Annotated in this window: 28 protein-coding genes and 1 pseudogene; 22 read left to right on the forward strand and 7 right to left on the reverse strand. The window is 62.8% G+C overall.

The annotated features are described in order from the left end of the window. The first annotated feature begins 165 nt into the window (after window positions 1–165). A complete protein-coding gene (locus RPG13_RS13320) occupies window positions 166–1,383 on the forward strand; it encodes a (R)-mandelonitrile lyase (protein ID WP_337125208.1) in 1,218 nt (405 codons plus the stop codon). A gap of 100 nt (window positions 1,384–1,483) precedes the next feature. Here RPG13_RS13320 and RPG13_RS13325 read toward each other — a convergent pair whose 3' ends face one another. Continuing rightward, window positions 1,484–2,707, reverse strand: coding sequence for an MFS transporter (locus RPG13_RS13325; RefSeq protein WP_337125210.1), 1,224 nt, complete (start codon window positions 2,705–2,707; stop codon window positions 1,484–1,486). A 119-nt stretch (window positions 2,708–2,826) separates the two neighbouring features. Between RPG13_RS13325 and RPG13_RS13330 the strand changes: the two genes are divergently transcribed. From RPG13_RS13330 to dxs, 6 genes are all read left to right on the forward strand, one after another. Next, window positions 2,827–3,474: a TetR/AcrR family transcriptional regulator gene (locus RPG13_RS13330; protein WP_337125211.1), complete on the forward strand. Its 648-nt coding sequence runs from the start codon at window positions 2,827–2,829 to the stop codon at window positions 3,472–3,474. Between the two features lie 132 nt (window positions 3,475–3,606). Continuing rightward, window positions 3,607–4,533, forward strand: coding sequence for a histone deacetylase family protein (locus RPG13_RS13335; RefSeq protein ID WP_337125212.1), 927 nt, complete (start codon window positions 3,607–3,609; stop codon window positions 4,531–4,533). Window positions 4,534–4,536: 3 nt separating this feature from the next. Then, window positions 4,537–4,788: an exodeoxyribonuclease VII small subunit gene (locus RPG13_RS13340; RefSeq protein ID WP_337125213.1), complete on the forward strand. Its 252-nt coding sequence runs from the start codon at window positions 4,537–4,539 to the stop codon at window positions 4,786–4,788. A gap of 110 nt (window positions 4,789–4,898) precedes the next feature. Continuing rightward, window positions 4,899–5,165, forward strand: coding sequence for a DUF2277 domain-containing protein (locus RPG13_RS13345; protein ID WP_126103247.1), 267 nt, complete (start codon window positions 4,899–4,901; stop codon window positions 5,163–5,165). A 9-nt stretch (window positions 5,166–5,174) separates the two neighbouring features. Further along, the gene (locus tag RPG13_RS13350) at window positions 5,175–6,095 is read left to right on the forward strand and encodes a pirin family protein (protein WP_337125214.1); all 921 of its coding nucleotides are present in this window, start codon (window positions 5,175–5,177) and stop codon (window positions 6,093–6,095) included. Between the two features lie 133 nt (window positions 6,096–6,228). Beyond that, window positions 6,229–8,142, forward strand: a complete 1,914-nt coding sequence (gene dxs / locus RPG13_RS13355; protein WP_127288617.1) for a 1-deoxy-D-xylulose-5-phosphate synthase — start codon at window positions 6,229–6,231, stop codon at window positions 8,140–8,142. Window positions 8,143–8,280: 138 nt separating this feature from the next. Here the strand turns inward: dxs and RPG13_RS13360 are convergent. Continuing rightward, window positions 8,281–8,681, reverse strand: a pseudogene (locus tag RPG13_RS13360) (GFA family protein). A 170-nt stretch (window positions 8,682–8,851) separates the two neighbouring features. On the opposite strand from RPG13_RS13360, the gene RPG13_RS13365 reads away from it, so the two are divergent. The 4 genes from RPG13_RS13365 to RPG13_RS13380 all read left to right on the forward strand — a co-directional run bounded on the left by RPG13_RS13365 (window position 8,852) and on the right by RPG13_RS13380 (window position 11,848). After that, window positions 8,852–9,646 carry a TlyA family RNA methyltransferase gene (locus RPG13_RS13365; RefSeq protein ID WP_337125215.1) on the forward strand — a complete coding sequence of 265 codons (795 nt, stop codon included), beginning with the start codon at window positions 8,852–8,854 and terminating at the stop codon, window positions 9,644–9,646. Then, window positions 9,643–10,884 (forward strand): class I SAM-dependent RNA methyltransferase, encoded by a 1,242-nt coding sequence (locus tag RPG13_RS13370; RefSeq protein ID WP_337125216.1) that lies wholly within the window; start codon window positions 9,643–9,645, stop codon window positions 10,882–10,884. The genes RPG13_RS13365 and RPG13_RS13370 overlap by 4 nt, the downstream gene beginning before the upstream one ends. A gap of 96 nt (window positions 10,885–10,980) precedes the next feature. Continuing rightward, window positions 10,981–11,349 (forward strand): antitoxin Xre/MbcA/ParS toxin-binding domain-containing protein, encoded by a 369-nt coding sequence (locus tag RPG13_RS13375; protein ID WP_126103242.1) that lies wholly within the window; start codon window positions 10,981–10,983, stop codon window positions 11,347–11,349. After that, a complete protein-coding gene (locus tag RPG13_RS13380) occupies window positions 11,342–11,848 on the forward strand; it encodes an RES family NAD+ phosphorylase (protein WP_337125217.1) in 507 nt (168 codons plus the stop codon). Before RPG13_RS13375 ends, RPG13_RS13380 begins: the two co-directional genes overlap by 8 nt. A gap of 39 nt (window positions 11,849–11,887) precedes the next feature. Here RPG13_RS13380 and tldD read toward each other — a convergent pair whose 3' ends face one another. Together tldD and RPG13_RS13390 are read right to left on the reverse strand one after the other, a co-directional pair. Next, window positions 11,888–13,300, reverse strand: coding sequence for a metalloprotease TldD (gene tldD, locus RPG13_RS13385; RefSeq protein WP_337125218.1), 1,413 nt, complete (start codon window positions 13,298–13,300; stop codon window positions 11,888–11,890). Window positions 13,301–13,441: 141 nt separating this feature from the next. Further along, window positions 13,442–13,996: an invasion associated locus B family protein gene (locus tag RPG13_RS13390; RefSeq protein WP_095486179.1), complete on the reverse strand. Its 555-nt coding sequence runs from the start codon at window positions 13,994–13,996 to the stop codon at window positions 13,442–13,444. A gap of 364 nt (window positions 13,997–14,360) precedes the next feature. On the opposite strand from RPG13_RS13390, the gene coxB reads away from it, so the two are divergent. From coxB to rnhA, 11 genes are all read left to right on the forward strand, one after another. Beyond that, complete coding sequence (gene coxB / locus RPG13_RS13395; RefSeq protein WP_337125219.1) at window positions 14,361–15,239, forward strand: cytochrome c oxidase subunit II; 879 nt, start codon at window positions 14,361–14,363, stop codon at window positions 15,237–15,239. Between the two features lie 37 nt (window positions 15,240–15,276). Continuing rightward, on the forward strand, window positions 15,277–16,929 hold the full coding sequence (gene ctaD / locus RPG13_RS13400) for a cytochrome c oxidase subunit I (RefSeq protein WP_095486177.1): 1,653 nt from the start codon (window positions 15,277–15,279) through the stop codon (window positions 16,927–16,929). A 76-nt stretch (window positions 16,930–17,005) separates the two neighbouring features. Further along, entirely contained in the window at window positions 17,006–17,950 is a 945-nt protein-coding gene (locus tag RPG13_RS13405; RefSeq protein WP_128242466.1) for a heme o synthase, read from the forward strand. Between the two features lie 2 nt (window positions 17,951–17,952). Continuing rightward, entirely contained in the window at window positions 17,953–18,114 is a 162-nt protein-coding gene (locus RPG13_RS13410) for a hypothetical protein (RefSeq protein WP_077381685.1), read from the forward strand. Window positions 18,115–18,122: 8 nt separating this feature from the next. After that, window positions 18,123–18,764 carry a cytochrome c oxidase assembly protein gene (locus RPG13_RS13415; protein ID WP_126103237.1) on the forward strand — a complete coding sequence of 214 codons (642 nt, stop codon included), beginning with the start codon at window positions 18,123–18,125 and terminating at the stop codon, window positions 18,762–18,764. Window position 18,765: 1 nt separating this feature from the next. Continuing rightward, the gene (locus RPG13_RS13420; RefSeq protein WP_126103236.1) at window positions 18,766–19,647 is read left to right on the forward strand and encodes a cytochrome c oxidase subunit 3; all 882 of its coding nucleotides are present in this window, start codon (window positions 18,766–18,768) and stop codon (window positions 19,645–19,647) included. An 82-nt stretch (window positions 19,648–19,729) separates the two neighbouring features. After that, window positions 19,730–20,116: a DUF983 domain-containing protein gene (locus tag RPG13_RS13425; RefSeq protein WP_126103235.1), complete on the forward strand. Its 387-nt coding sequence runs from the start codon at window positions 19,730–19,732 to the stop codon at window positions 20,114–20,116. Beyond that, entirely contained in the window at window positions 20,113–20,868 is a 756-nt protein-coding gene (locus tag RPG13_RS13430) for an SURF1 family protein (RefSeq protein WP_164547028.1), read from the forward strand. The genes RPG13_RS13425 and RPG13_RS13430 overlap by 4 nt, the downstream gene beginning before the upstream one ends. Window positions 20,869–20,962: 94 nt before the next feature. Continuing rightward, window positions 20,963–21,973 (forward strand): 4-hydroxy-3-methylbut-2-enyl diphosphate reductase, encoded by a 1,011-nt coding sequence (gene ispH / locus RPG13_RS13435; protein WP_095486173.1) that lies wholly within the window; start codon window positions 20,963–20,965, stop codon window positions 21,971–21,973. A 5-nt stretch (window positions 21,974–21,978) separates the two neighbouring features. After that, on the forward strand, window positions 21,979–22,941 hold the full coding sequence (locus RPG13_RS13440) for a homoserine kinase (RefSeq protein WP_126103234.1): 963 nt from the start codon (window positions 21,979–21,981) through the stop codon (window positions 22,939–22,941). Further along, window positions 22,938–23,471, forward strand: a complete 534-nt coding sequence (gene rnhA / locus RPG13_RS13445; protein ID WP_126103233.1) for a ribonuclease HI — start codon at window positions 22,938–22,940, stop codon at window positions 23,469–23,471. Before RPG13_RS13440 ends, rnhA begins: the two co-directional genes overlap by 4 nt. A 20-nt stretch (window positions 23,472–23,491) precedes the next feature. On the opposite strand, the gene RPG13_RS13450 is transcribed toward rnhA, so the two are convergent. The 3 genes from RPG13_RS13450 to RPG13_RS13460 form a co-directional block, all read right to left on the reverse strand. After that, a complete protein-coding gene (locus RPG13_RS13450) occupies window positions 23,492–23,971 on the reverse strand; it encodes a DUF2938 domain-containing protein (RefSeq protein WP_337127016.1) in 480 nt (159 codons plus the stop codon). Window positions 23,972–24,117: 146 nt separating this feature from the next. Next, entirely contained in the window at window positions 24,118–24,618 is a 501-nt protein-coding gene (locus RPG13_RS13455) for a peroxiredoxin (protein ID WP_337125220.1), read from the reverse strand. 122 nt (window positions 24,619–24,740) lie between these two features. After that, window positions 24,741–25,547, reverse strand: coding sequence for a protein-disulfide reductase DsbD domain-containing protein (locus RPG13_RS13460; RefSeq protein WP_337125221.1), 807 nt, complete (start codon window positions 25,545–25,547; stop codon window positions 24,741–24,743). Window positions 25,548–25,643 lie beyond the last annotated feature (96 nt).

Consider the following 25,643-nt stretch of genomic DNA (forward strand, 5'->3'; position numbering starts at 1 on the left):
CGTTCGCGTGGAGCAACTGTCCTCCCCGCGGCCACGCCTCGCGCGCTTCTGTTCCTCGCGATGCGTCTCTTTCGCTGGGCGCTGCCATGCGCCTCCGACCACGAACGGTCGCCCCAAGCGCCCGCCTTCGAATGACAAGTCTCTATCCGGAATGGAGAATTCCTCATGAAGAAACTCGCGGCTTCCCTGGTGATCTCGTCGCTCGCTGCCTCGGCCGGCGAGGCGCAGGAGCGGCCCGCAGGCCGGATCGCGCCGCCGGACGTCTATGTTGTGGCGCCTGGTCTCGGAGATTATACGGACGAGCTGCTGTTCGGCGATGTCTGGCTGCGCGACGAGCTCAAGCCTCGTGATCGCAGCATCGTCACCGTCTCGGCCCTGATTGCGTCGGGTCGCATTGCGCAGGTGGGTGGGCATGTCGGTCGGGCGCTCGATAACGGCGTGATCCCAAGCGAGATCGGCGAGATCATCACCCATCTCGCCTTCTACTCCGGCTGGCCGAACGCCATTTCCGCCGTCAACGCGACAAAGGAGGTCTTCGATAAGCGCGGCATCGAGCCGGTTGCGGCCGAGGCGGGGCAGCCACTGGAACTCGATCCAGCTTCCGAGGCGGCAAGGGCGGCGAGCGTGGATACGTCGACCGGCCCGGTCGTTCCGGGGCTCGCGGAATATACCAACCGGGTGCTCTTCGGCGAACTCTGGCGACGGCCGCAACTCTCGGCGCGTGATCGCAGCCTTGTCACCATCGCCGGTCTCATCGCAACGGGCAAAGCCGAGCAACTGCCTTTCCATCTAAGTCGAGGGATGGACAACGGCCTGACACGAACCGAGGTCGCGGAGGTTCCGACGCATCTAGCCTACTATGCCGGCTGGCCCAATGCAATGTCGGCGGTGCCGGTCCTGCGCGGGGTCTTCGAAGCTCGCAAAGCTGCTGCGCCAGGGGACGCCGGTGCCGACGCGATTTCTGTGCAGAAACACGACCCAGAGGCCGCCGCCACGGGATCACCTGAAAACTTCACCGGCTCCGTGCGGGTCGAGTCGCGGTTTCAAACCGAGGAGCCGGCGCGAGTCGGCGGGGCGACGGTGAGCTTCGAGCCGGGTGCGCGCACGGCCTGGCATACGCATCCGCTTGGCCAGACGCTGATCGTCACCGCAGGCTGTGGCTGGGTACAAAGCGAAGGCGGGCCGATCGAGGAGGTGAGGCCTGGGGATGTGGTGAATATTCCGCCAAATGTTCGTCACTGGCATGGCGCTTCGAAGGGGGCCTCCATGACCCACGTGGCCGTGGCGGAGTCCCTCAATGGCAGTGCCGTCACCTGGATGGAGCAGGTGACGGACGACCAGTATGCCCGCGGCCCCGAAGCCGCCGATCAGTGCCGCGGCTGATTGCCGTGTCGGCCCCTCAGGCCGTCGCACCAGAGGCGGGCGGCCGTAGACGCCTTCGAGAGGAGGACGTCCGGCCCGCTCGGGACCGGACGCATAGAGACTATTCGGCAGGAACCGCGGCTGCGTCGCATGCGGAGGTTTCGCAATCCGCGGTGGCAAGGCTGCGCTGGCCGGCGAGCACGATGACCAGTGCGATTGTGCCCGCCGCCACCGATACCAGGAACCCGCTCTGTGCGCCGAAGGCGTCCACCACCCATCCGGCGGCGAAGGAGCCAAGCGCCATGCCGATGCCTATGCCGGTCATGACCCAGGTGATGCCCTCGGTCAGCATTGCCTCCGGCACGCGTCGCTCGATCAGGCCGAATGCCGTGATGAAGGTCGGCGAGATCGCCACGCCGCTAACGAAGACGGCCAGTGCCAGAAGAGGCACCGTGTCGGCCACGAGCAGCGGCAGCGTGGTGAGCGCGATGATGACGACCGCGATGGCAAGCTGAATTTGCAGCGGTGTTTTCAGGTTCATGGCGCCGATGATGATGCCGACGACGAACGATCCGAGCGCGTAGACGCCGATGACGAGGCTGGCAGCGCCTGGCTGGCCAAGCTCCTTGGTGATCGCCACTGTGCTCACCTCCGTGGTTGCGAAGGTCGCGCCGATGAAGATCAGGGCCAAGGTGATGATTTGGACCGGCCGCAGGCGGATTGCCGAGCCGCTCGAGCCCTGGTTGACCGGTCGCACTCGCGGCTCGGTCGAGCGCTGCAGGATAAAGGCTGTCGAGCCGAAGGCGAGGAACAATGTGCTCGCCAACATTCCCGCTTCTGGGAAAAGAGCGACGCTCAGGCCCACCGATAGCGATGCCCCGGCGATGTAGACCAGCTCGTCGGCCGCCGACTCGAAGGCGAACGCGGTGTTCATCTCGGGGCGATCCCGGAAGAGCTCTGTCCAACGCGCGCGCACCATTGCCGGGATGCTGGGCATTGCAGCGGCCAGCAGCGCCGACACGAATAGCGTCCATATCGGCCAGTCCTGATTGGCCGCCGCAATCAGCACCACGAAAGCGAGCACGGAAATGACAGTGGTGGGCACCACAATCCGCGCTTGGCCGAGGCGGTCCACCAGCCGCGATATCTGCGGCGCGGCGAAAGCATTGGCCAGCGCATATGTCGCGGAGACGGCGCCGGCCAGCCAGTACTCGCCATGTGTCTGCGACAGCATCGCGACGATCCCGATCGGAGCCATGGCCATCGGCATCCGGGCAACGAAGCCGGCTGCGGCGAAGCCCTTGGCTCCCCTTGCTTTGAAGATTTCGCGATAGGGATTGGGCATGAGAACACTCCTGGATTTTTGAGGCCGAACCACTTATATACGTGGCGTATGCAAGTCAGGTAATGACATACGAGGCGTATGTCAATTAATATACGAGACGTATGAGAAAGAATGGGCCAATGGCGCACAAAGCACGCAAAGAGATGATCGCCGAGACCCGCGCCAAACTGGTCGCTGCGGCGCGCCATGCCTTTGGCACTGTCGGCTATGCCGAGGCCTCGATGGACGACTTCACCGCATCGGCCGGGCTGACGCGTGGCGCGCTTTATCACCACTTCGGCGACAAGAAGGGCCTTCTCCAGGCGGTCATCGCCGAGATCGACGCGGAAATGTTGGCCCGGCTGAAGATCGTTTCGGCCAGGGCGGACACTCTCTGGCAGGGTTTTGTCGACGAATGCACCGCCTATATCGAGATGGCGCTGGAGCCGGAAATCCAGCGTATTGTCCTTCGCGATGGGCCGGCGGTGCTCGGCGATCCTTCGCAATGGCCGAGCCAGAATGAATGCATCCGCTCGATGAGCGAGAACCTTCAAAAGCTAAGGGACGAGGGAACCATCGTTGCCGTCGATCCCGAAGCCGCAGCAAGGCTGGTCAGCGGCGCCTCGCTGCATGCGGCGCAGTGGATCGCAAATTCGGAGGATCCCGAAGCGACGTCGAAAAAGGCGGTGAAGGCATTCAACGTGCTTTTGGAAGGGCTGCTCAAACAGGGCCGCAGGACTGGCCGTTCGCAAATACTGGCTGAGATTGGAGAAGAGGGCCGTCCCTGAGGGGGGAGGTCGGGGCATATAGGACGGCTTGCGCTGGACCCAACCAGCACCCAACATCTAAACCCTGTTGAACGTCTGCCTTTGGTGGCTCCAAAACATGGTCAAAGCCGCCGGGCGCGCCTATATCGGGGCATGGTCACAAGGTTTTATACCCACCCGATCTTTCTCGAGCACATAACGCCGCCCGGTCATCCGGAGCGGCCCGACCGATTGCGCGCCATCGAACGCGTGCTCGACGACGAGGCCTTTGCGGCCCTTGATCGTGTCGAGGCGCCGGAAGGTGACGAGGCCACCATCCTCTATGCACATCCGCAGGAATTCGTCGAGCGGGTCCGCGCAGCGATACCGGATACCGGTATCGCCCGCGTCGACGCCGACACCACCGCCAGCCCGAAAAGCTGGCAGGCGGCTGTGACGGCGATCGGTGCCGCCAACGCCGCCGTCGACGATGTCTTTCGCGGCAACGCCGCCAATGTCTTTGTCGCCGCCCGGCCGCCCGGCCACCACGCCGAAAAGACGACGTCCATGGGCTTCTGCCTGTTCAACACCGCGGCGATCGCGGCGCGCTACGCGCAAAGGCAGCACCAGGCCGAGCGCGTCGCTATCGTCGACTGGGACGTGCACCACGGCAACGGCACGCAGGACATTTTCTGGGACGATCCGTCGGTGCTTTATTGCTCGACGCACCAGATGCCGCTTTACCCAGGGACCGGGGCCGTGAGCGAAACCGGCGCCGGCAACATCGTCAACGCGCCGCTGGCGCCGCAAACCGGCAGCGAGGTTTTCCGCGACGCTTTCCTGTCGCGCATTTTGCCGGCGCTCGACAATTTTGCGCCCGACCTCATCGTGATTTCCGCCGGCTTCGACGCGCACCACCGCGATCCGCTGGCCGAGATCAACCTGACCGAGGACGACTTCGACTGGGCGACCGGCCAGTTGATGCAGCGTGCCGGTCGCTACAGCGACAACCGGCTCGTCAGCCTGCTTGAGGGCGGTTACGATCTGCAGGGATTGGCATTTTCGGTCGCCGCCCATGTCGGGCGACTGATGAAAGGATAGACGATGGCTGGTGAGACCAACGAAGACGTCAAGGCGATGAGCTTCGAGCAGGCGCTCGACGCGCTGGAGAAAATCGTCGATGATCTGGAACGCGGCGACGTGCCGCTCGACCAGTCGATCCGCATCTATGAGCGCGGTGAGGCCATGAAGGTCCATTGCGATCGGCTGCTCAAGGCGGCCGAGGACAAGGTCGAGAAGATCAGGCTTTCGCGCGACGGCAAGCCGGTGGGGACAGAGCCATTGGACGCGGAGTAAGGCACGGCCCCGAAAGAAGAGTTCGCCTTGCCGGCTTTGGGCATGATGATGATTGAGGACAAAACTCATCCCGATTGAAATGGCTCCAGGACGAGAGGAGATTGCGAAAGATGTGCAGAAACATCAAGACCCTGTTCAATTTCGATCCGCCGGCAAGCAATGACGAGGTCCGCGACGCCGCACTTCAATTTGTCCGCAAGCTGAGCGGAACGACACGGCCGTCGAAACAGAACCAGCATGCGTTCGACCACGCCGTCGAGGCCATAGCGGCGTCGGCGCGCGAATTGCTCGACAGCCTTGAGACGACGCAGCATCCGCGCAATCGCGAAGAGGTGGCGGCCAAGGCGAAAGCCAAATCTGCACTCCGCTTCGCCTGAGGAGACCGCATGAGTTTCTTCCCCGGAAATGACCCGCAGGCCGGCGATGCCTTCGCCAGCGACCAGATCGAATTGATGGTCATTCCGAACGCCAAGGATATTGGCGGCTTCCAGGTTCGCCGCGCTTTGCCGACCGCGAAGCGCCGGCTGGTCGGGCCTTTCATCTTCTTCGATCGCATGGGGCCGGCCATCTTGCGGGCCGGCCAGGCGCTCGATGTCCGTCCGCATCCGCATATCGGCCTGTCGACGGTCACTTACCTATTCGACGGCAATATCCGGCACCGCGATTCGCTTGGCACCGAAATGGTAATCCAGCCCGGCGACGTGAATTTGATGACCGCCGGCCGCGGTATCGTCCATTCCGAGCGCACGCCACAGGAACTGCGCGGCGCACCGATGTCGGTGTCCGGCCTGCAGACATGGCTGGCGCTGCCCGGCGATAAGGAGGAGGTCGATCCAATCTTCGAGAATACGGCGGCCATGCGTCTTCCCGAGATCGACGCCGAAGGCGTCAGCGGGCGTGTCGTCATCGGTGCCTTTTCCGGGCTGCTGTCTCCGGTCGCGACTGCTTCGGACACGCTCTATGCTGACCTCAGCCTGGCGCCCGGGGCCAGCGTGAAAATCCCTGCCGATGCCGAGGAGCGCGCCATCTATACGTTGGAAGGCGAGGTTTCGATCACCGGCGACCGCTTTCCAGCGGAGCGGCTGCTGGTATTCCGGCCCGGCGACGAGATCGTCGTGTCCTCGGAGGGTGGAGCGCATTTTATGCTGTTCGGCGGTGCCTCGCTCGGCTCCAAGCGCTACATCTGGTGGAATTTCGTGTCATCTTCGAAGGAACGCATCGAGCAGGCGAAAGAAGAGTGGAAGACAGGCCGCTTCGATATCGTTCCTGGGGATGAAGAAGAGTTCATTCCGCTGCCGGACAATTAGAGCGCCGCGCGCCCTTTTGGACACGCAAAGGAAACCCTAACACTTTGAATCTACGCCGCGTCACTCACACGCATTTACATTCGCCGGCCAGCAGCCTATTTCGCAGATGAATAAAAAGCAGGCCCTACCACCAGTGAACGCAAAGCTCCATACACCGCTTCTCGACAAGGTCCGCATCCCGGCCGACCTCAGGACGCTCGACGAAGGTGATCTGCCGCAGTTGGCATCGGAGCTTCGCACCGAGTTGATCGACGCTGTGTCCCACACCGGCGGACATCTCGGTGCTGGCCTTGGCGTGGTCGAACTGACGGTCGCATTGCATTATGTCTTCAACACGCCCGACGACCGGCTGATCTGGGATGTCGGTCACCAGGCCTATCCGCACAAGATACTGACCGGCCGGCGCGACCGTATCCGCACGCTGCGGCAAGAGGGCGGCCTGTCCGGTTTCACCCAGCGCGCCGAGAGCGAATACGATCCGTTCGGCGCCGCCCACTCCTCGACCTCCATTTCCGCCGGCCTCGGCATGGCAATGGCACGCGATCTCGTTGATGGCCGCAACAACGTCATCGCCGTCATCGGCGACGGCGCCATGTCGGCCGGCATGGCCTACGAGGCGATGAACAATGCCGGCGCGCTCGATGCCCGTCTGATCGTCATCCTCAACGACAACGACATGTCGATTGCTCCGCCGACCGGCGCGATGAGCGCCTATCTGGCCCGCCTTGCATCCGGCAAGGCCTATCTCGGCTTGCGCGATTTCGGCAAGAAGCTGACTTCCTATCTGGGCGAGCGCGCCGATCGCGCCATCAAGCGGGCGGTCGAGCATGCACGCGGCTACGTCACCGGCGGCACGCTGTTCGAGGAAATGGGTTTCTACCACATCGGCCCGATCGACGGTCACAATCTCGAGCACCTGATCCCGGTGCTGAAGAACGTCCGCGACAATGCCGACGGCCCGGTGCTGATCCACGTCGTGACCCAGAAGGGCAAGGGCTATGCACCGGCCGAGGCGGCGGCCGACAAATATCACGGCGTCAACAAGTTCGACGTCATCACCGGCGCGCAGGCCAAGGCGCCGGCCAACGCGCCGAGCTACACGAAGGTCTTTGCCGAAAGCCTGATCCAGGAGGCCCGAGAGGACGACCGCATCGTCGCCATCACCGCCGCCATGCCGAGCGGCACCGGTCTTGACCTGTTCGGCGAGGCGTTCCCGGCGAGGACCTTCGACGTCGGCATCGCCGAGCAACATGCGGTGACCTTTGCCGCCGGCCTTGCCACGGAAGGCTTCAAGCCTTTCGCTGCGATCTATTCGACCTTCTTGCAGCGCGCTTACGACCAGGTCGTTCACGACGTTGCGATCCAGAAACTGCCTGTGCGCTTTCCGATCGATCGTGCCGGCTTCGTCGGTGCCGACGGCGCGACTCATTGCGGCGCCTTCGACACGACCTTTCTGGCAACGCTGCCCGGTTTCGTCGTCATGGCCGCCGCGGACGAGGCGGAACTGCGCCACATGGTGCGCACGGCGGCAAGCTATGATGACGGCCCCATTGCCTTCCGCTACCCGCGCGGCAACGGCGTCGGCGTTGACATGCCCGAACGTGGCTCGGTTCTCGAAATCGGCAAGGGCCGTATCGTCCGAGAGGGCACCAAGGTGGCGCTGCTTTCCTTTGGCACGCGGCTGCAGGATTGCCTGGCTGCGGCCGAGGAGCTCGGCGCGGCAGGGCTTTCCACCACGGTCGCCGATGCTCGTTTCGCCAAGCCGCTCGACGAAGACCTGATCCGGCGGCTGGCCCGCTCGCATGAGGTGCTGGTAACGGTGGAAGAGGGTGCGGTCGGCGGTTTTGCCAGCCACGTGCTGCAATTCCTGGCCCATGAAGGGCTGCTAGAAAACGGCCTGAAGGTACGCCCGCTTGTGTTGCCGGACGCATTCACAGATCACGCCAAGCCTGAAAAGATGTATGCCGATGCTGGGTTGGATGCTGCCGGCATCGTGCGCACCGTCTTCGTGGCGCTGGGACATACCGCCAGCGCGCAAAGCGCCTGAATCAAAATCTCAAAGGCTTGACTCAGTTTGCCGACAGGCGGCCGTAACCGACTGTTTAAGCTGCGATTTGGCGTTTGCTTATCGTGTCTCTTGGCACCGTCGGTCGAACACCGGGTCTCGCGGCCAATCTTCTAGAAGCTAGAACCACATATCGCGCACGCATCGACCATCGCTCGGCAGATCCTCGAATTTGTAGAGACCATCGAAATGGTCGATTGCAGGTCGGCGACTGCTTCAGGCGGCGCAAGCCTCACATTGACGGCGATTCGAGTGCGACCGGTGGCGCTAGAGCGCAAACCACGCCAGGCCAGAACACAGGCGCATGTCGGACAGAACAGAATCTCGAGCGACGGGGCATCCTTTCCGGCGCGCGTATAAGACCTTGTCGGTCCCGCAAGGCGGATGCGTTCGTCAACAAAATCGTAAGCCCACAGCGCGCCATAGCGGCGGCAAAGCGTGCAATTGCAGGCTGTGATCGAGCCGGGATCGCCCTCCAACGTCCAGTGGGCCGCGCCACAATGGCAGGTTCCGGTCAGCATTCGCCCTCCTTCGCGTTCGGCAGCAAAACGTATATCGTCCCTGACATTGTGCCGGACGCGGTGCGATATTCAACAAGCTCTGGCAGCTTGATACGTTCGCTGCTTTCCGAAGATGTTCGTTGTCCCCCCAATATCCTTGCCATCATCGTCGGCTTTCGCCATGAAGGCCGATGAACTTCCCTTTGCCAGCCAGCACACGCCAGCGGCTCGACGAACTGCTCGTCGCTCGCGGCCTGTTCCCCAGCCGCTCTCGCGCCCGCGACGCGATCGAGCGCGGTACGGTGACGGTCGACGGCGTCATTGCCCGCAAGCCCGGCCAGACCGTCTTGGCTGATTGCCTCATCGCCGTCGATGATCCGGCGCAAGGCTATGTTTCGCGCGCGGCGCTGAAGCTGATCGCCGGGCTCGACCATTTCGGTCTCGATCCCGCCGGCAGCGAAGCGCTCGACGTCGGCGCCTCGACCGGCGGTTTTACTCAAGTGCTGCTCGAACGCGGCGCGGCGCATGTCACGTCGATCGATGTCGGGCATGGCCAGATACATCCGGATATCGCTGGTGACCCGCGCGTGACGGTGATCGAGGGAATGAACGCCCGCGATCTCTCAGTCGCCGATCTTGCCGATCGCATTCCGGATTTCATCGTCTCCGATGTCAGCTTCATCTCGTTGAAACTGGCGCTGCCGCCGGCGCTCGCCATTGCCAGGAGCGGCGCCAGAGCAATATTTCTGGTCAAGCCGCAATTCGAGGCAGGCCGCGAGGCGATCGGCAAGGGCGGCTTGCTGAAAGACCCATACGATGCCGCGCGGGTTGCCGGCCTGCTGCAGGACTGGCTCGACGGCGTCCCCGGCTGGCGCGCGCTGGGACTGCATCTGTCGCCGATCGAAGGCGGCGACGGCAATCGCGAATTCCTGCTCGCCGGGATCAAGGACGCCGGCGTGAAGAACGGCGGGATCGGCGACCGATGAACGCGCGCTTCACGATCACAAGGCTGGGATCCCAGGGCGACGGCGTCGCCGAGACCGAAACCGGCGAGCTTTTCATTCCGTTCACGCTGCCCGGTGAAATCGTCACCGCCGCGCGCGAAAAAGATCGCGCCACGCCGATGGCGGTGCTGGAGGCTTCGCCGCTTCGTATCGATCCCGCCTGCCGGCATTTCACCGAATGCGGCGGCTGCGCCATCCAGCATCTCGAGGCCGAAGCCTATCATCGGTGGAAGCACGACAAGGTTGCGCATGCGCTGAACAGCAAGGGCATTGTTTGCGACGTTGACGCGCTACTGCCGTGCGCGCCGCAGACGCGTCGGCGCGTCGTGTTCACCGCCCGACGGAGTGAGGCCGGCATGCAGCTCGGCTTCGTCCGTGCGCTGTCGTCGGAAATCATTTCCATCGAGGAATGCCCGATCTCGCTGCCCGAGATCGTCGCAAAGCTCGACCGTCTGAAAGCACTCGCCGAATTGATTTGCGCAACGACGAAATCGTTCCGCATGACGGTCACGGTGACCGGTTCCGGCCTCGATGTCGCGGTTCACGAGTCCGGCAAGCTTGGTGAGAACCAGCGCCGCGTCGCCTCCAACTTCGTCATCGCTCAGGGGCTGGCCAGGCTCTCGATCGATGGCGAGATCATCATCGAGCCCAAAAAGCCGGTTGTCACGTTCGGCAGCGTCGCTGTCGCGGTGCCGCCGGGCGCCTTCCTGCAGGCCACCGAGGCCGCCGAGCAGGCGATGGCGGATATTGTCGGCCGGCACCTCGCGCGCGCCAAAAAGGTCGCCGATCTCTTCGCCGGCTGCGGCAGCTTTGCGCTACGCCTCGCCGCGAAGTCGGAAGTCCATGCGGTGGAGGGCGATGCGGCAGCGCTTTCGGCGCTCGATAGGGCGTTCCGTTTCGCTACCGGACTCAAGCGGGTGACCAGCGAACGCCGCGATCTGTTCCGGCGGCCGCTCACTTTCAAGGAGCTGAATGCCTTCGACGGCCTTGTCTTCGATCCGCCACGCGCCGGCGCCGAGGACCAGTCGAAGCAGATCGCCCGTTCGGACGTGCCGCTGGTCGCCGCGGTTTCCTGCAATCCGGTGACGCTGGCGCGCGACCTGCGCATCCTCATCGACGGCGGCTATGCGCTGAAAAGCGTGACGCCGATCGACCAGTTCCTGTGGTCGCCGCATGTTGAGGCCGTCGCGCTTCTGGAGAAGCCGAGGCGAAGGCGGTAGGCTGGCAGGAATGCAGGTTGGCATCCGTTGAGCTTGAATTGCGCGTCGATTGAGCATATTTTGATGAGGTGTTGTCAAATGCGGTAGGAAATCGCCATGGCAGTAGCCCTCGACATTCCAGCGTCGCGCTTCGGCGAGGAGCGCACGCCGTTTCTCTCTGCAAGGCGGGTCGCCGAACTGCTCGGCGTCAACCTGACGGAACTGGCCGGCCTGATCGGTGTCGCGCGCAACACGCTTGCCGCCAAGGCCGGCGCGCGCAAGGTCGACGCTGCACTTAGTCCCGTCGTTCGCATTCTGGCGATGGCGGGCGAAATGGCCGGCAATGAGCAGCGTGCGGCGATCTGGTTCAAGCATCAGCCGATCCCCGGCTGGGCGGGAAAGACCGCCTACGATCTGGTTCGGGAAGGCAAGACGGACAAGGTGCTTGCCTATCTGGAGGCAGTCCGCTCCGGCATCTATGCCTGAAATCAGGCTGAGCCTATGGCGTGCCTTCGTACCACGCTGGGCGCATCTGCCGCTTTCCGGTGAGGGTGCTGCCCGCTTTGGCGGCCGCTGGAATCCTGTAGGCGCCCCGGCGATCTATGCGGCGCGGGAATTGTCCACTGCCTGGGCCGAATACAATCAGGGCTTCGTCCAGCATCCGGCGTTGATCGCCCAACTCGAGCTTTCAGGCGCGCGGCTGGCCGACCTGACCGACGCCGATACGCTGACCGAACTCGGGGCAACTACGGACATTCATCGGTGTGAGTGGCGCGACATGCTGGATCGAGACCTTGTGCCAGAGACCCACAGGCTAAGAGATCGCTTGCTTGCCGATGAACTACATGGCGTGATCTATCCATCCTTCATGTCGCCCGGCGGCACATGCGTCGCGCTCTGGCGCTGGAACGAGGACGACGCCCCGCGCCTCGGTGTCGTCGATCCCGATCATCGCCTGCCGAAAACACCGGCTTCATGGCTATAACGGGAGTTTCGAACAGGCCTACCTCGACAGGCTGGCCGCTCAAACCCTGGTGCCACCCACCGTCATCTGGTTCATCCTGAGATGTGGCTGGCCGACGCCTACCGGCACGCCCTGGCCGGCCTTGCCGCACATGCCGATGCCGGTGTCGAGCTTCATGTCGTTGCCGATCATCGAAACGCGGTGCATGGCGTCAGGCCCATTGCCGATCAGCATGGCGCCCTTGATCGGCTGCGTCACCTTGCCATTCTCGATCATGTAGGCCTCGGTGCAGCCGAACACGAACTTGCCCGAGGTGATGTCGACCTGGCCGCCGCCGAAGGAGACGGCATAGATGCCGTTCTTGACCGAGGCGATGATTTCGTCCGGCTCCATGTCGCCTGAGGTCATGTAGGTGTTGGTCATGCGCGGCATCGGCTGATGCGCGTAGCCTTCGCGCCGTCCGTTGCCGGTGGCGTTCATGCCCATCAGCCGGGCGTTCTGGCGGTCCTGCATATAGCCGACAAGCTTGCCGTCTTCGATCAGCACGTTGCGGGCCGAAGGTGTTCCTTCGTCATCGACGGTCAGCGAGCCGCGCCGCTCGGCCATGGTGCCGTCGTCGACGACGGTGACACCTTTCGCGGCCACCTGTTGGCCCATCAGGCCGGCGAAGGCCGATGTCTTCTTGCGGTTGAAGTCGCCTTCCAGCCCGTGGCCGACGGCCTCGTGCAGCATGACGCCCGGCCAGCCGCTGGACAGGACGATGTCAAAGGTGCCGGCCGGCGCCGGAATGGCCTCGAGGTTGACCAGCGCTTGCCGCAGCGCCTCCTTGGCCGCGTGCTTCCAGCTCTCCTCGACCAGGAATTCGCCAAACGCCTTGCGCCCGCCCATGCCGTAGGAGCCGCTCTCCTGGCGGTCGCCATTGCCGACCACCACCGACACGTTGATCCTGACCAGCGGGCGGATGTCGCGCACCACCTGGCCGTCGGCGCGCACGATCTCGACATGTTGCCAGGAGGCGGCGAGCGAAGCCGTCACTTGTCGCACGCGCGGATCCTCGGCTCGCAGCCACGCATCGATTTCCTGAAGGAGCTTGGCCTTGGCCTCGAAGGAGGGCGAGGGGATCGGGTTCTCGTCGCCGTAGCGATGACGGTTGGTGCGGGCGGGCGCCGCGGCAAGCGTGCCTGAATAGCCGCCCTTGACCGTTGAGACAGCGTCGGCGGCGCGCAGCAGCGATGCTTCGGAAAGATCGCTGGAATGCGCATAGCCACTGGCTTCGCCGGCGACGGCGCGTAGCCCAAAACCCTGGTCGGTGTTGAAATTGGCTGTCTTCAGCCGGCCATTGTCGAACATCAGCGCTTCGCTTTCGCTGTATTCGAGGAACAGCTCGCCGTCGTCGGCGCCGTTGATGGTCTCGGCGACGATCTGCTTGATGCGATCGTCTGAAATGTCGAATTGGCCGATGAGGCTGTTCATGGCAGGTCCGTCCGTGGAAGAGATTGTCCTCACGATGTAGGCGCGAAGATGCGCCCAGACAATCGGCAATGACCATTGTCATCGCTAAAGGCCGGTCACAATCCCTTTTCGTTGGTAAGGATTTTGGGATTTTGACCAGGTTCAAGGCAGGGCGGCGAAACCGTCGGCGAAACCCTTGAGCTCGACCGGAATGCCGATGCCTTCCTCCGGCGTTTGGAAGACAATGAAGGTGGCCGACGTCCCGGTCTTCAGCGTGTCGAGCAGCGGCTTTTCGAGAATGACCTCGGCATAGCAGCCGTCTTGGAAGCAGCGCACGAAATAGGCCCGGCCGATGTCCTTGCCGTCGACATTGAGGCCGAGCCCGTTGGGCAACAGCACGCCGAGCGGCGCCAGAACGCGCAGGATTTCGGCCTTGTTGTCGGCGGTGCGCAGCACAACGACCGAAAGCCCCATCTCGGGACGGTCCTCAGCGACGACGTTCTGCATCATCACGCATTGTTCTGATGTGGCGCCGGCCGGCGTGTCGCAGATAATCGACCACGCGCCATGCGTCGACCGCACCTTGCCGCTTGGCTGCGCGGCATTGACCTGGCTGACAACGGACAGGCCAGACAAGCCAACGAGAAAGATGACCTTCGCCAAGGTCCTCGAAATCCTAAGTCTCGAAAGCCCAAGTCCCCAAAGCCAAGAGTTCATGACGGCTCCATTGCGAATCACGGCACTTTAAGCCGCGCCAAGGGCAAGTAAAGGATGAGACCACTGCCGGCCTGCTTCGACCAAGGCAATTGTGCGCTTTTCCGTGCCAAATTCGCCCGAATTGCGACCGGCCGGCGCATTTTGCCAGGACACTCCGCCGCTCGGGCTTCCACCGCCGCGGCCGCCGCCAAAATGCGCCGCCGCGCTTGCGCGCAAAAATGCCGCACGGTTTCCTCCGCTCCTTTCTTGCAGAGGCAAATAGAGTATGGTTTGAACCAGCCTCGGGACTGTCCGGGATTCCCGTCCCGGCGTTGTTCGATATTCTTGCGGTCCGATCGCGAGGAACTGGGAGATAATGACGGCAATGAGAAAATTCCTAGCAGGCGCCAAACTCCTGGCAAGCGCTGCCGCCACACTGTTCATCGGTGCATCCGCCCATGCCGCCCAGCCTGCGCCGTGGGAGATGACCTTCCAGCCCGCCGCCACCGACATGATGCGGCAGATCGCCCGGTTCGAGCACTATACGCTGTGGTTCATCGTGCCGATCACCCTCTTCGTGCTCTTTCTTCTCGCCTATTGCATCTTGAAGTTCCGCGCCAGCGTGAACCCGATCCCGTCGCGCACCAGCCATAACACGCTGATCGAGGTGACCTGGACGGTTGCGCCGGTCCTTGTTCTGCTCCTGCTCGCCATTCCCTCGTTCCAGCTTTTGACCGCGCAATACACGCCGCCGGAGGAAGCTAAGTTGACCGTCAAGGCGACGGGAAACCAGTGGAACTGGGACTACGAATACCAGACCGAAAACACGCTTTCCTTCAATTCGGCGATCCTGGCGGATTCTGACCGCGCTGCGGCCGGCAAGGAAGATCGCGGCGTTTATCCGCGCCTGCTCGCCGTCGACAACGAGATGGTGGTGCCGGTCAACACCATGACCCGCGTGCTGGTGACAGCGGCAGACGTGATCCACGCCTTCGCCATGCCGTCCTTCGGCATCAAGACCGACGCGGTTCCGGGCCGCATCAACGAGGTCTGGTTCAAGGCGGAAAAGGAAGGCCTCTATTACGGCCAGTGTTCGGAGCTCTGCGGCAAGGACCACGCCTTCATGCCGATCGCGATCCGCGTCGTCTCCGATGCCCAGTACAAGACCTGGCTGGCGGCAGCCGGCACCGACCTTCCTGGCGCCAACAAGGCGTTGATGGCCGAGGTCGACAGCAAAGATAAGGTAGCGGCCGCCGGCAACTGATGCCGCGACCAGAAAAGATCAGGGAACGGAGCCGAACATGGCAGACGCTGCAGCTCACGACGATCACGACCATAAGCCGTATCATGGCTGGGTCCGGTGGGTGTATTCGACCAACCACAAGGATATCGGCACGCTCTATCTGATCTTCGCGATCATGGCGGGCTGCGTCGGCGGTGCCCTTTCTGTCGTGATGCGCATGGAGCTGCAGGAGCCGGGGATCCAGATTTTCACCGGCCTGGCGCAGATGGTCTACGGCTTGAACGCCGACGCCGCGCTCGACGGTGGCAAGAGCATGTACAACGCCTTCACCACCGCGCATGCGCTGATCATGATCTTCTTCATGGTCATGCCGGCGTTGATCGGTGGCTTCGCCAACTGGATGGTGCCGATCATGATCGGCGCGCCCGATATGGCCTTCCCGCGCATGAACAACGTCTCGTTCTGGTTGCTGCCGCCGGCTTTCATCCTGTTGATCATCTCGGCCTTCGTGCCGAGCGCGCCTGGCGCTTACGGCGTCGGCGGTGGCTGGACGATCTATCCGCCGCTATCGACATCGGGCCAGCCCGGACCGGCGATGGATCTTGCGATCCTGTCGCTGCACATCGCCGGCGCATCGTCGATTCTCGGCGCCATCAATTTCATCACCACCATCTTCAACATGCGCGCGCCTGGCATGACATTGCACAAGATGCCGCTGTTCGCCTGGTCGGTGCTGATCACCGCTTTCCTGCTGCTGTTGTCGCTTCCGGTTCTGGCCGGCGGCATCACCATGCTTTTGACCGATCGCAACTTCGGCACCACTTTCTTCGCGCCGGACGGCGGCGGCGACCCGATCCTGTTCCAGCACCTGTTCTGGTTCTTCGGGCACCCGGAAGTCTACATCCTGATCCTGCCGGGCTTCGGCATCGTCAGCCATATCGTCTCGACGTTCTCGAAGAAGCCCATCTTCGGCTATCTCGGCATGGCTTATGCCATGGTCGCGATCGGTGCGGTCGGCTTCATCGTCTGGGCGCACCATATGTACACGACCGGCCTGTCGCTCGACACGCAGCGCTATTTCGTCTTCGCCACCATGGTTATCGCGGTGCCGACGGGCGTGAAGATATTCTCGTGGATCGCCACCATGTGGGGCGGATCGATTTCGCTCAAGACCCCGATGCTGTGGGCGATTGGCTTCATCTTCCTGTTCACCGTCGGCGGCGTTACCGGCGTCCAGCTTGCCAATGCCGGTCTCGACCGCCCGCTGCACGACACCTACTACGTGGTCGCGCATTTCCACTATGTGCTGTCGCTGGGCGCGGTCTTTGCCATCTTCGCCGGCTGGTACTACTGGTTCCCGAAGATGACCGGCTACATGTATTCGCCTGTCATCGCCAACACCCACTTCTGGGTCACCTTCGTCGGCGTCAACCTCGTCTTCTTCCCGCAGCATTTCCTCGGCCTCTCCGGCATGCCGCGCCGCTATATCGACTATCCGGATGCGTTTGCCGGCTGGAACATGGTGTCGTCCTACGGCTCGTATATTTCGGCCGTCGGCGTGGTCATCTTCCTCTATGGCGTGTTCGAGGCTTTCCAGAAGAAGCGGGTGGCCGGCGCCAACCCATGGGGCGAGGGTGCGACGACGCTTGAATGGCAGCTGCCTTCGCCGCCGCCCTTCCACCAGTGGGAACAGCTGCCGAAGATCAAATAGGCGGCTGCCTGGCGAATACGGAACCGCCGGTCCGCCCGGCGGTTTTGGCCAACGGAATGATGGACTTTAAGTACGCATGGCCCTTGTCGACGACACATTGACTGACGAACCGGGCTTTCGCATGTCGGAAGCGACGGCGGGCGATTTCTTCGCCCTGTTGAAGCCGCGCGTCATGTCGCTGGTGGTGTTCACCGCTTTTGTCGGCCTGGTCGCGGCGCCCGTGACCATCAATCCGCTTCTGGCGGTGATCGCGATCCTGGCTATTGCCATTGGCGCCGGTGCGTCCGGCGCGCTCAACATGTGGTATGACGCCGATATCGATGCGGTGATGACCAGGACCGCCGGCCGTCCGGTGCCGGCCGGCCGCATCCGGCCCGGCGAGGCGCTGAGTTTCGGCCTGGTGCTGTCGGTGCTGTCGGTGATGACGCTCGGCGTGCTGGTCAACTGGCTGTCGGCGACGCTCCTGGCCTTCACCATCTTCTTCTATGCCGTCGTCTACACGATGTGGCTGAAGCGCTGGACGCCGCAGAACATTGTCATCGGCGGTGCTGCCGGCGCCATTCCGCCGGTGATCGGCTGGGCCGCGGTGACCGGAACGGTCAGCCTGGAAAGCGTCGTCCTGTTCCTGATCATCTTCCTGTGGACGCCGCCGCATTTCTGGGCGCTCGCTCTCTTCAAGTCGCAGGACTATGCCAGGGCCGGCATCCCGATGATGCCGAATGTCGCCGGCCAGGCTTCGACCCGACGCCAGATCTTCGCCTACGCGCTGATCCTTGCGCCGGTTGGCGTGCTGCCATGGATGCTCGGTTTCACCACGCCCGCCTATGGCGTCCTTGCGGTGCTGCTTGGCGCCGGCTTCGTCTGGTATGCGTGGAAGGTGCTGCAGATGGCGGACGACGACCATGTGATGAAGCCGGCCAAAGCATTGTTCGGTTACTCGCTGCTCTACCTCTTTGCCATTTTCGCCATCTACCTTGCCGACTGCGTTGTCGGGCGCGTGCTGGCCATGGGCGGAGCATGATCATGGCCGACAAAAAGCTTGAACTCGTCACGCTGACGGAGCGCCAGCAGAAGGCTCGGCGCAACCGCTCGGTAGCCATCGGCCTGGCGCTGGCGGTGCTTGTCGTCATCTTCTATATCGCGACCGTGGTGAAATTCGGTCACAACCTCACCGGAACGATGTGAGGCTCAAGATGAACCGCCAAACAGTGACCTATCCCCAAAAGAAGAACACCAACCGCATCGTCGCCGGCGTCTGCATCGCCTTTTTTGGCGGCATGATCGGCATGGCCTATGCCGCGGTGCCGCTCTACGCGATGTTCTGCCAGGCGACCGGTTACGGCGGCACCGTGAAACGCGCAACGCAGCAATATGCCGACCGCGTGCTCGACCGCGACATCACCATCCGTTTCGACGCGAATACGGCCGGCGTGCCATGGCAGTTTGAGCCGGTCGCCCGCTCGGTCACCATCAAGATAGGCGAGACGGCGCAGGCGCATTATAGCGCGACCAACAAGTTCGTCCGCGCCACCACCGCCCGCGCGACTTTCAACGTGCAGCCGGAACTGGCGGGATCCTACTTCAACAAGGTCGAGTGTTTCTGCTTCACCGACACGACGCTGAAGCCTGGCGAGACGCTGGATATGCCGGTCGTGTTCTATGTAGATCCCGACATCGTCAATGCGCCGGAGCTGAAGGACTTGAAGACGATTACCCTGTCCTACACGATGTTCCCGGTCGAGAAGAACGAGAAGAACAAACCGGTCGCGTCGTCGGCGCCGGCCGAAGGCACAAGCAACAAAGTTTCACACACCGAACGAAGCCTCGGGGGTTGATATGGCAGACGCGCACGCAAAACCACAACATGACTACCATCTCGTCGACCCGAGCCCGTGGCCGTTCCTAGGCTCGGTCGGCGCGCTGGTCACTGCGATCGGCGGCGTCTGTTACATGCAGTACCTCAAGGGCGGCGATTTCCCGATTTTCGGCTTCAACATCGCCAATCCGTGGCTGTTCTACATCGGCCTCTTGATCGTCATCTACACCATGTACGCCTGGTGGTCGGACACCATCAAGGAAGCGCATGAAGGCCACCATACGCGTGTAGTGTCGCTGCATCTGCGCTACGGCATGATCATGTTCATCGCTTCCGAGGTGATGTTCTTCGTCGCCTGGTTCTGGGCATTCTTCGACGCCAGCCTGTTTCCCGGCGAGGCACAGCAATACGCCCGCGCCGCCTTCACCGGCGGTGTCTGGCCGCCGAAGGGCCTCGAGGTTCTCGACCCCTTCCACCTGCCGCTCTACAACACCGTCATCCTGCTTTTGTCGGGCACCACGGTGACCTGGGCGCACCACTCGCTTATTCATGGCGACCGCAAGGGGCTGATCAACGGCCTGGTGCTGACCGTCGGTCTCGGCATGCTGTTCACCATGGTGCAGGCTTACGAGTACATGCACGCGCCGTTCGGCTTCAGGGATTCGATCTACGGCGCCACCTTCTTCATGGCGACCGGCTTCCACGGCTTCCATGTCATCATCGGCACCATCTTCCTGCTGGTCTGCCTGGTTCGCGCGATGAAGGGCGATTTCACCCCAAAGCAGCATTTCGGCTTCGAGGCGGCCGCCTGGTACTGGCACTTCGTCGACGTGGTCTGGCTGTTCCTGTTTGCGTCGATTTATGTGTGGGCATCGAGCGGCGCGGTGATCGAAGGTCACTGAAATCTTTTAAGGGAATGTGACGAGGCGGCTGCGGCGACGTGGCCGCCTTATCTTTTGGGGCGAACGGCACTAAGATATTGCAATGAGCGACGACAAGGCGATCTGGCCACCAATCGATCCGATTTCGGCCGGCCTGCACGGCCGCTGCCCGCGCTGCGGCGAGGGGCGGCTGTTCTCCGGTTTTCTCACCGTCGGCAAACGCTGCGCCAATTGCGGCCTCGACTATTCCTACGCCGATGCCGGCGACGGTCCGGCGGTGTTCGTCATCCTGATCATCGGCTTCATCGTCGTCGGGCTGGCGCTGTGGATGGAGGTGACGCTTAGTCCGCCGCTTTGGCTGCATCTCATGCTGTGGATACCGCTGACGCTGGTGCTATGCCTTGGGGCGCTTAGGCTGATCAAAGGCGTGCTTTTGACGCTGCAGTACCGCAACAAGGCGGCCGAGGGCAGGCTGGACCTCGGCGAATGAGCACGACATCCGGTTCGGTCGCAGGCCGTTCGCGGCCGAAGACGGCATTGCTGCTTGGCTTCGGCCTCGTGCTGTTCTTCATCTTGCTGGCGCTCGGCACCTGGCAGGTCCAGCGCCTGTACTGGAAAGAGGGTCTTCTCCAGACAATCGACCAGCGCACGCACTCGGCGCCCGTGCCGTTGGCCGAGGTCGAAAAAAGGTTCGCCGCCACCAGCGATGTCGACTACACGCCGGTGACGGCATCAGGCACTTTCCTGCATCAAGGCGAGCGGCATTTCTTCGCGACCTGGGAAGGCCAGTCCGGTTTCAATGTCTTCACACCCTTGCATCTGGAGGACGGCCGCTTCGTCCTGATCAATCGCGGCTTCGTGCCCTACGATCTCAAGGATGCGGCCAAGCGCCCGCAAAGCCAGGGTGCGGGCCAAGTGACGGTGACGGGGCTCGCCCGCAACCCGCTGCCGGCGAAGCCCTCGATGATGCTTCCCGACAATGATCCGCAGAAGAACATCTTCTACTGGAAGGATCGCGATGCCATGGCGGCGAGCGCGGGTCTGCCGGCCGGCGCGGGGCTGGTGCCATTCTTCATCGACGCGGACGCCACCCCGAACCCGGGTGGGCTGCCGGTCGGCGGTGTTACCGTTATCAACCTGCCGAACAGCCATTTGCAATACGCCGTAACCTGGTATGGCCTTGCCGCTGCCCTTGCCGGCGTCCTCATCTTCAGGCTTCGCCGCCCGGCGAAAGAGAAATGATCGCCGCTGGCGCCCTTGACAGGGCAGGGGTGCGCACCTCATTTCGCGCCTTGAGCTCACCTGGGTTCACGATACGACCAACCGGCCGGGAATCATGCTTCACACGACCACAAAGCCACCGCTGACGATAAGGCTCTGCCAGCCGCGAGGCTTCTGCGCCGGCGTCGACCGCGCCATCCAGATCGTCGTTCTGGCGCTGAAGAAATACGGCGCGCCGGTCTATGTCCGCCACGAGATCGTGCACAATCGCTACGTCGTCGAGGGGCTGCAAAGCCTGGGTGCGGTGTTTATCGAGGAACTCTCCGAGATACCGGCGGAGCATCGCCAGAGCCCGGTCGTCTTTTCGGCGCATGGCGTGCCGAAGTCGGTGCCGGCGGATGCCCAGGCGCGTAGCCTCTTCTATCTCGACGCCACCTGCCCGCTGGTGTCGAAGGTCCACAAGCAGGCGATGCGCCATCAGCGGCTTGGCCGCCACGTGCTTCTGATCGGCCATGCCGGCCATCCTGAAGTGATCGGCACGATGGGGCAATTGCCGGACGGCGCCGTCACCTTGATCGAGACCGAAGCTGACGCCGCGAAATTGGTGCCCGCCGACCCGCAGGCACTCGGTTTCGTCACCCAGACGACGCTTTCGGTCGAGGATACCGCCGGCATCATCCGCGTGCTTAAGGATCGTTTTCCCGATTTACATGCGGCGGCCGCGGAATCGATCTGCTATGCCACCACCAACCGTCAGGAGGCGGTCAAGGAGACCGCCGCTGGTGCCGATCTCTTCCTGATCGTCGGCGCCCCCAACTCCTCCAATTCGCGGCGTCTTGTCGAAGTGGCCGAACGCGCCGGCGCCTCGATGTCACTCCTCGTGCAGCGCGCCTCCGAAATTCCGTGGACTGACATTGCCGGCATCTCGACGCTCGGCCTGTCGGCAGGCGCTTCGGCGCCGGAAATCATTGTTGACGAGATCATCGACGCCTTCCGGCAGCGCTTCAATGTGACGATCGAGCTGGCGGTGACGGCCACTGAAACGGAGGATTTTCCGGTGATGCGGGTCCTGCGCGATGTCGAACTGACGGCGGCCGACATGGCCTTCGTCAATGGGGCCGCGTAAGGTCCATGGCGGTCTACACCGACGTCAATGAAAGTGAGCTCGGCGCGTTCCTGAAGCCCTATCCGGTCGGCGATCTCCTGTCCTACAAGGGCATCGCAGAAGGCACCGAGAACTCGAATTTCCTGCTGCACACCACCAGCGGCTCCTACATCCTGACGCTCTACGAAAAGCGCGTCGACAAGGCCGACCTGCCGTTCTTCCTCGGCCTCATGGGCCATCTCGCGAGAAAAGGCATTTCGTGCCCGCTTCCGGTCACCGCGCACGACGGCACCGTCATCGGCGCGCTTGCCGGCCGGCCGGCGGTCATCATCACCTTCCTCGAAGGCCTGTCGCTGCGGCGACCGACGGCAGCGCATTGCGGTGAGGTCGGCAAGGCGCTGGCGCAACTCCATCTCGCGGGTCAGGACTTTCCCATGACCCGCCCGAACGCCCTTGCCATCGATGGCTGGCGTAAGCTGTGGAACGCGTCCCACGCGCGCGCCGACGAGGTCGAGCCGGGACTAGCGGCCGAAGTCGATGCCGACTTCGCCGATTTCGAGCGGAACTGGCCCAAAGGCCTGCCGGAAGGCATCATCCATGCCGATCTTTTCCCGGACAATGTCTTCTTCCTCGGCGAAAAACTGTCCGGGCTGATCGACTTCTATTTCGCCTGCAATGATCTCTACGCCTATGATGTCGCCACCTGCCTCAACGCCTGGTGCTTCGAGAAAGATTTTTCTTTCAACCTGACCAAGGGCACGGCGCTGCTTGCCGGCTACCAGAGCGTGCGACCCTTGAGCGGCGACGAGAAAGCCGCGCTGCCGATGCTGGCGCGCGGCTCGGCACTGCGCTTCATGCTGACCCGGCTTTACGACTGGCTGACTGTTGCCAACGGCGGGCTGGTCATAAAACGCGACCCGACCGAGTACATCCGCAGGATGCGCTTCCACCGGGCGATCAAATCCCCTTCCGAATACGGACTGACATGACCAAGCGCGTTGAAATCTTCACCGATGGTGCCTGTTCGGGCAATCCGGGGCCGGGCGGCTGGGGGGCGGTCCTGCGCTTCAACGGCATCACGAAAGAACTGTCGGGCGGCGAGGCTGCTACCACCAACAACCGCATGGAACTTTTGGCCGCCATCTCGGCGCTCAATGCGCTAAAAGAACCCTGCGCCGTCGATCTTTATACCGACAGCAACTATGTCAAGGACGGCATTTTCAGCTGGATTGACGGCTGGAAGCGCAACGGCTGGAGGACGGCCGCCAGGCAACCGGTGAAGAATGCCGAACTGTGGCAGGCACTCGACGAGGCGCGCAGCCGTCATCAGGTCGTCTGGCACTGGGTCAAGGGCCATGCCGGCCATCCGGAGAACGAGCGTGCCGACGAACTGGCGCGGCTCGGCATGGCGCCGTTCAAGAACAAGTCGGCCAGGCCCGCGCTCCTTTCGGCCAAGGAAAGCACCCAAGCCAAGCAGCCGGCAGCCAAGAAAATGCGGCGCTCGACCCAGAGCTACTAAACCAGTCTGGTCCTCCGTGTTCAGCGGATCAGCAGCGCCGTGCCGAAAAGCCCGAGCGCGAACACCGTATGCGACACCAGGTTGAGGGCGCGGATCTGCATGGGGTTGGGGCGCTTTGATGCGGCCCAGCCGGCGCCCATGCCGGGCGCCAGCAGGAACCAGCCGGCGCCCACGGTGACGATGCCGAGGATGAAGGCCGGCAGGAAGGTCGGCGCCGCCAGCCACGCCGCTCCCGCCAAAACGGCCAGAATGATGCCGTAGACGATGCCGACAAAATAGTGGAAGGCCCAGCCCAGCGCCGATTCATGCGCGTAGGGTGCTGCCTCGCCGATATCTTCGTGGAAGACCCTGCCGTCCCTCAGATGCCAGACCCAGCGGCCGACCAGCCCCCAGTTCGGCCGCGGCTGAGCAAACACCGTGTTCAGGAAAATCGCCCAGAGGTCCATGAGCGCCGTGGCGCCGATGCCGATCGCCACAGCGCGCCAGAAGATATCAAACATCATCGAGGTCCCCCAAAAGCAAGCAGTCCCGAAGAGCCAGCGCACGATCCCGAAAACCGGAATCGGCTTTCGGAAAGGATCATGCGCCGATTCGAAAGTCTTGAAGCGTCCTTGGGACGCGCGACGTTCTAAAAGGCGACTGTGGCCTATGCTGTCGCCAGAACGGAAAGCTGTCCGAGAATGTGAGCCGCACCGGATTCATCAACGCCAGGCTTTGTCTCGACATTAAGCGCGATGACCTTGCCGTCGTCGACGATCATCGAGAACCGCTTCGAACGCAGTCCCATGCCACCGCCGGAGAGGTCGGCGTCGAGGCCGATCGACTTGGCGAAGTCGCCATTGCCGTCGGCAAGGTAAAGGATCTTGCCTTCGCCGCCGCTGAAGCGGGCCCAAGCGCCCATGACGTGAACATCGTTGACGGCGACGACGGCGATGGTGTCGACGCCGCGCGCCAGGATGGCGTCGTAATTATCCAGATAGCCGGGCAGATGGTTGTTGCTGCAGGTCGGCGTGAAAGCGCCGGGAACGGCGAACAGCACAACCTTCTTTCCCGAGAAAATCTCGGTCGTCGTGATCGGTTTTGCCCCGTCGGCAGTCATCGTCTTGAAGGTCGCTTGGGGCAGCTTGTCGCCAATGGCAATCGTCATGATGGTCCTCATTTGACAAATGGGAGGGAGTATCCTTGCGATAGCGAACTCAGACCTTTCCCGCAACCGTTGGGAAGCCCCTCGCAAAAGGATGTTCGACCCTGAACATCCTTTGCCCGAGATCAAGGGAAAGGCAGCTGTCCCTCGACCGCGCCGACCGCAGTTGTCAGCGTGTAGTAAAGTCCGCCATCCGTCGGCGTCGTCGTCGGCCTGTCGAGGATCGGCACGGTAAACACCAGCTTGCCGTCCTTTTCGCTGCGAGCCGGCACGCCGAACATGTAATCCCGCTCACCGGCGACGAAGAAATCCGCCGCCTTCGGATTGCCCGGAAAGCTCGCCTCGACAATCAGTGTCTCGCGGTCGCCCGGCAGGATATTGATGCCGAAATCGGGCCTTGCAGGGGCCGGCAGGGTTGCGAGGGCCGCCTTCACCAAAGCGGCGTCTTCGACATTGTCCGGATCGGAGCCCGGATCGATGGCCAGCCTCGTCTGCACCGGGATGCAGATCGTCTCGCAAATGCCGAGAAAGATATCGGCGTCGATGACGGCCGGCTCGTTCGGCGCCGACAACGTGAACGTCACCGGCAGCGAAACCGGATGGTCATAGCCGGCCCATTTGCCGTAGCCGTCGTCGTGGCGCTGGGGCGGCGGAAACGAAAAAGTCGCGTTGGCAATGTTGGTGCTGGCCGAGACATCGATTTGCGGCGGCACGCCCGCGTCGCCCGGATCGCGCCAGTAGGTTTTCCAGCCAGGCTTGAGCGCAATATCGAGGACGCCATGGATGCGCCCGGCTTCGTCGGGCTTGCCGGTGGTCACAAGCCGCACTTTGCCGCCTTCGGTGTTGTACCAGATCGACGAGGAGGCTGCAGCGGGAAGGCCGATTCCACATCCAACAGCGGCGCCGAGCAGCAGGACTTTCAAGCTTTGCATGGCGGTGATTTGAGCGTCCGTTCATGGCTGCGCAATGATTTCATGGCTTCGCTGTTATCATATTTGCGTGACCTCGGGCACAGCTTTGCGTGACCT

The organism is Mesorhizobium sp. ISC15 (assembly GCF_037162615.1).
Classification (GTDB): domain Bacteria; phylum Pseudomonadota; class Alphaproteobacteria; order Rhizobiales; family Rhizobiaceae; genus Mesorhizobium; species Mesorhizobium mediterraneum.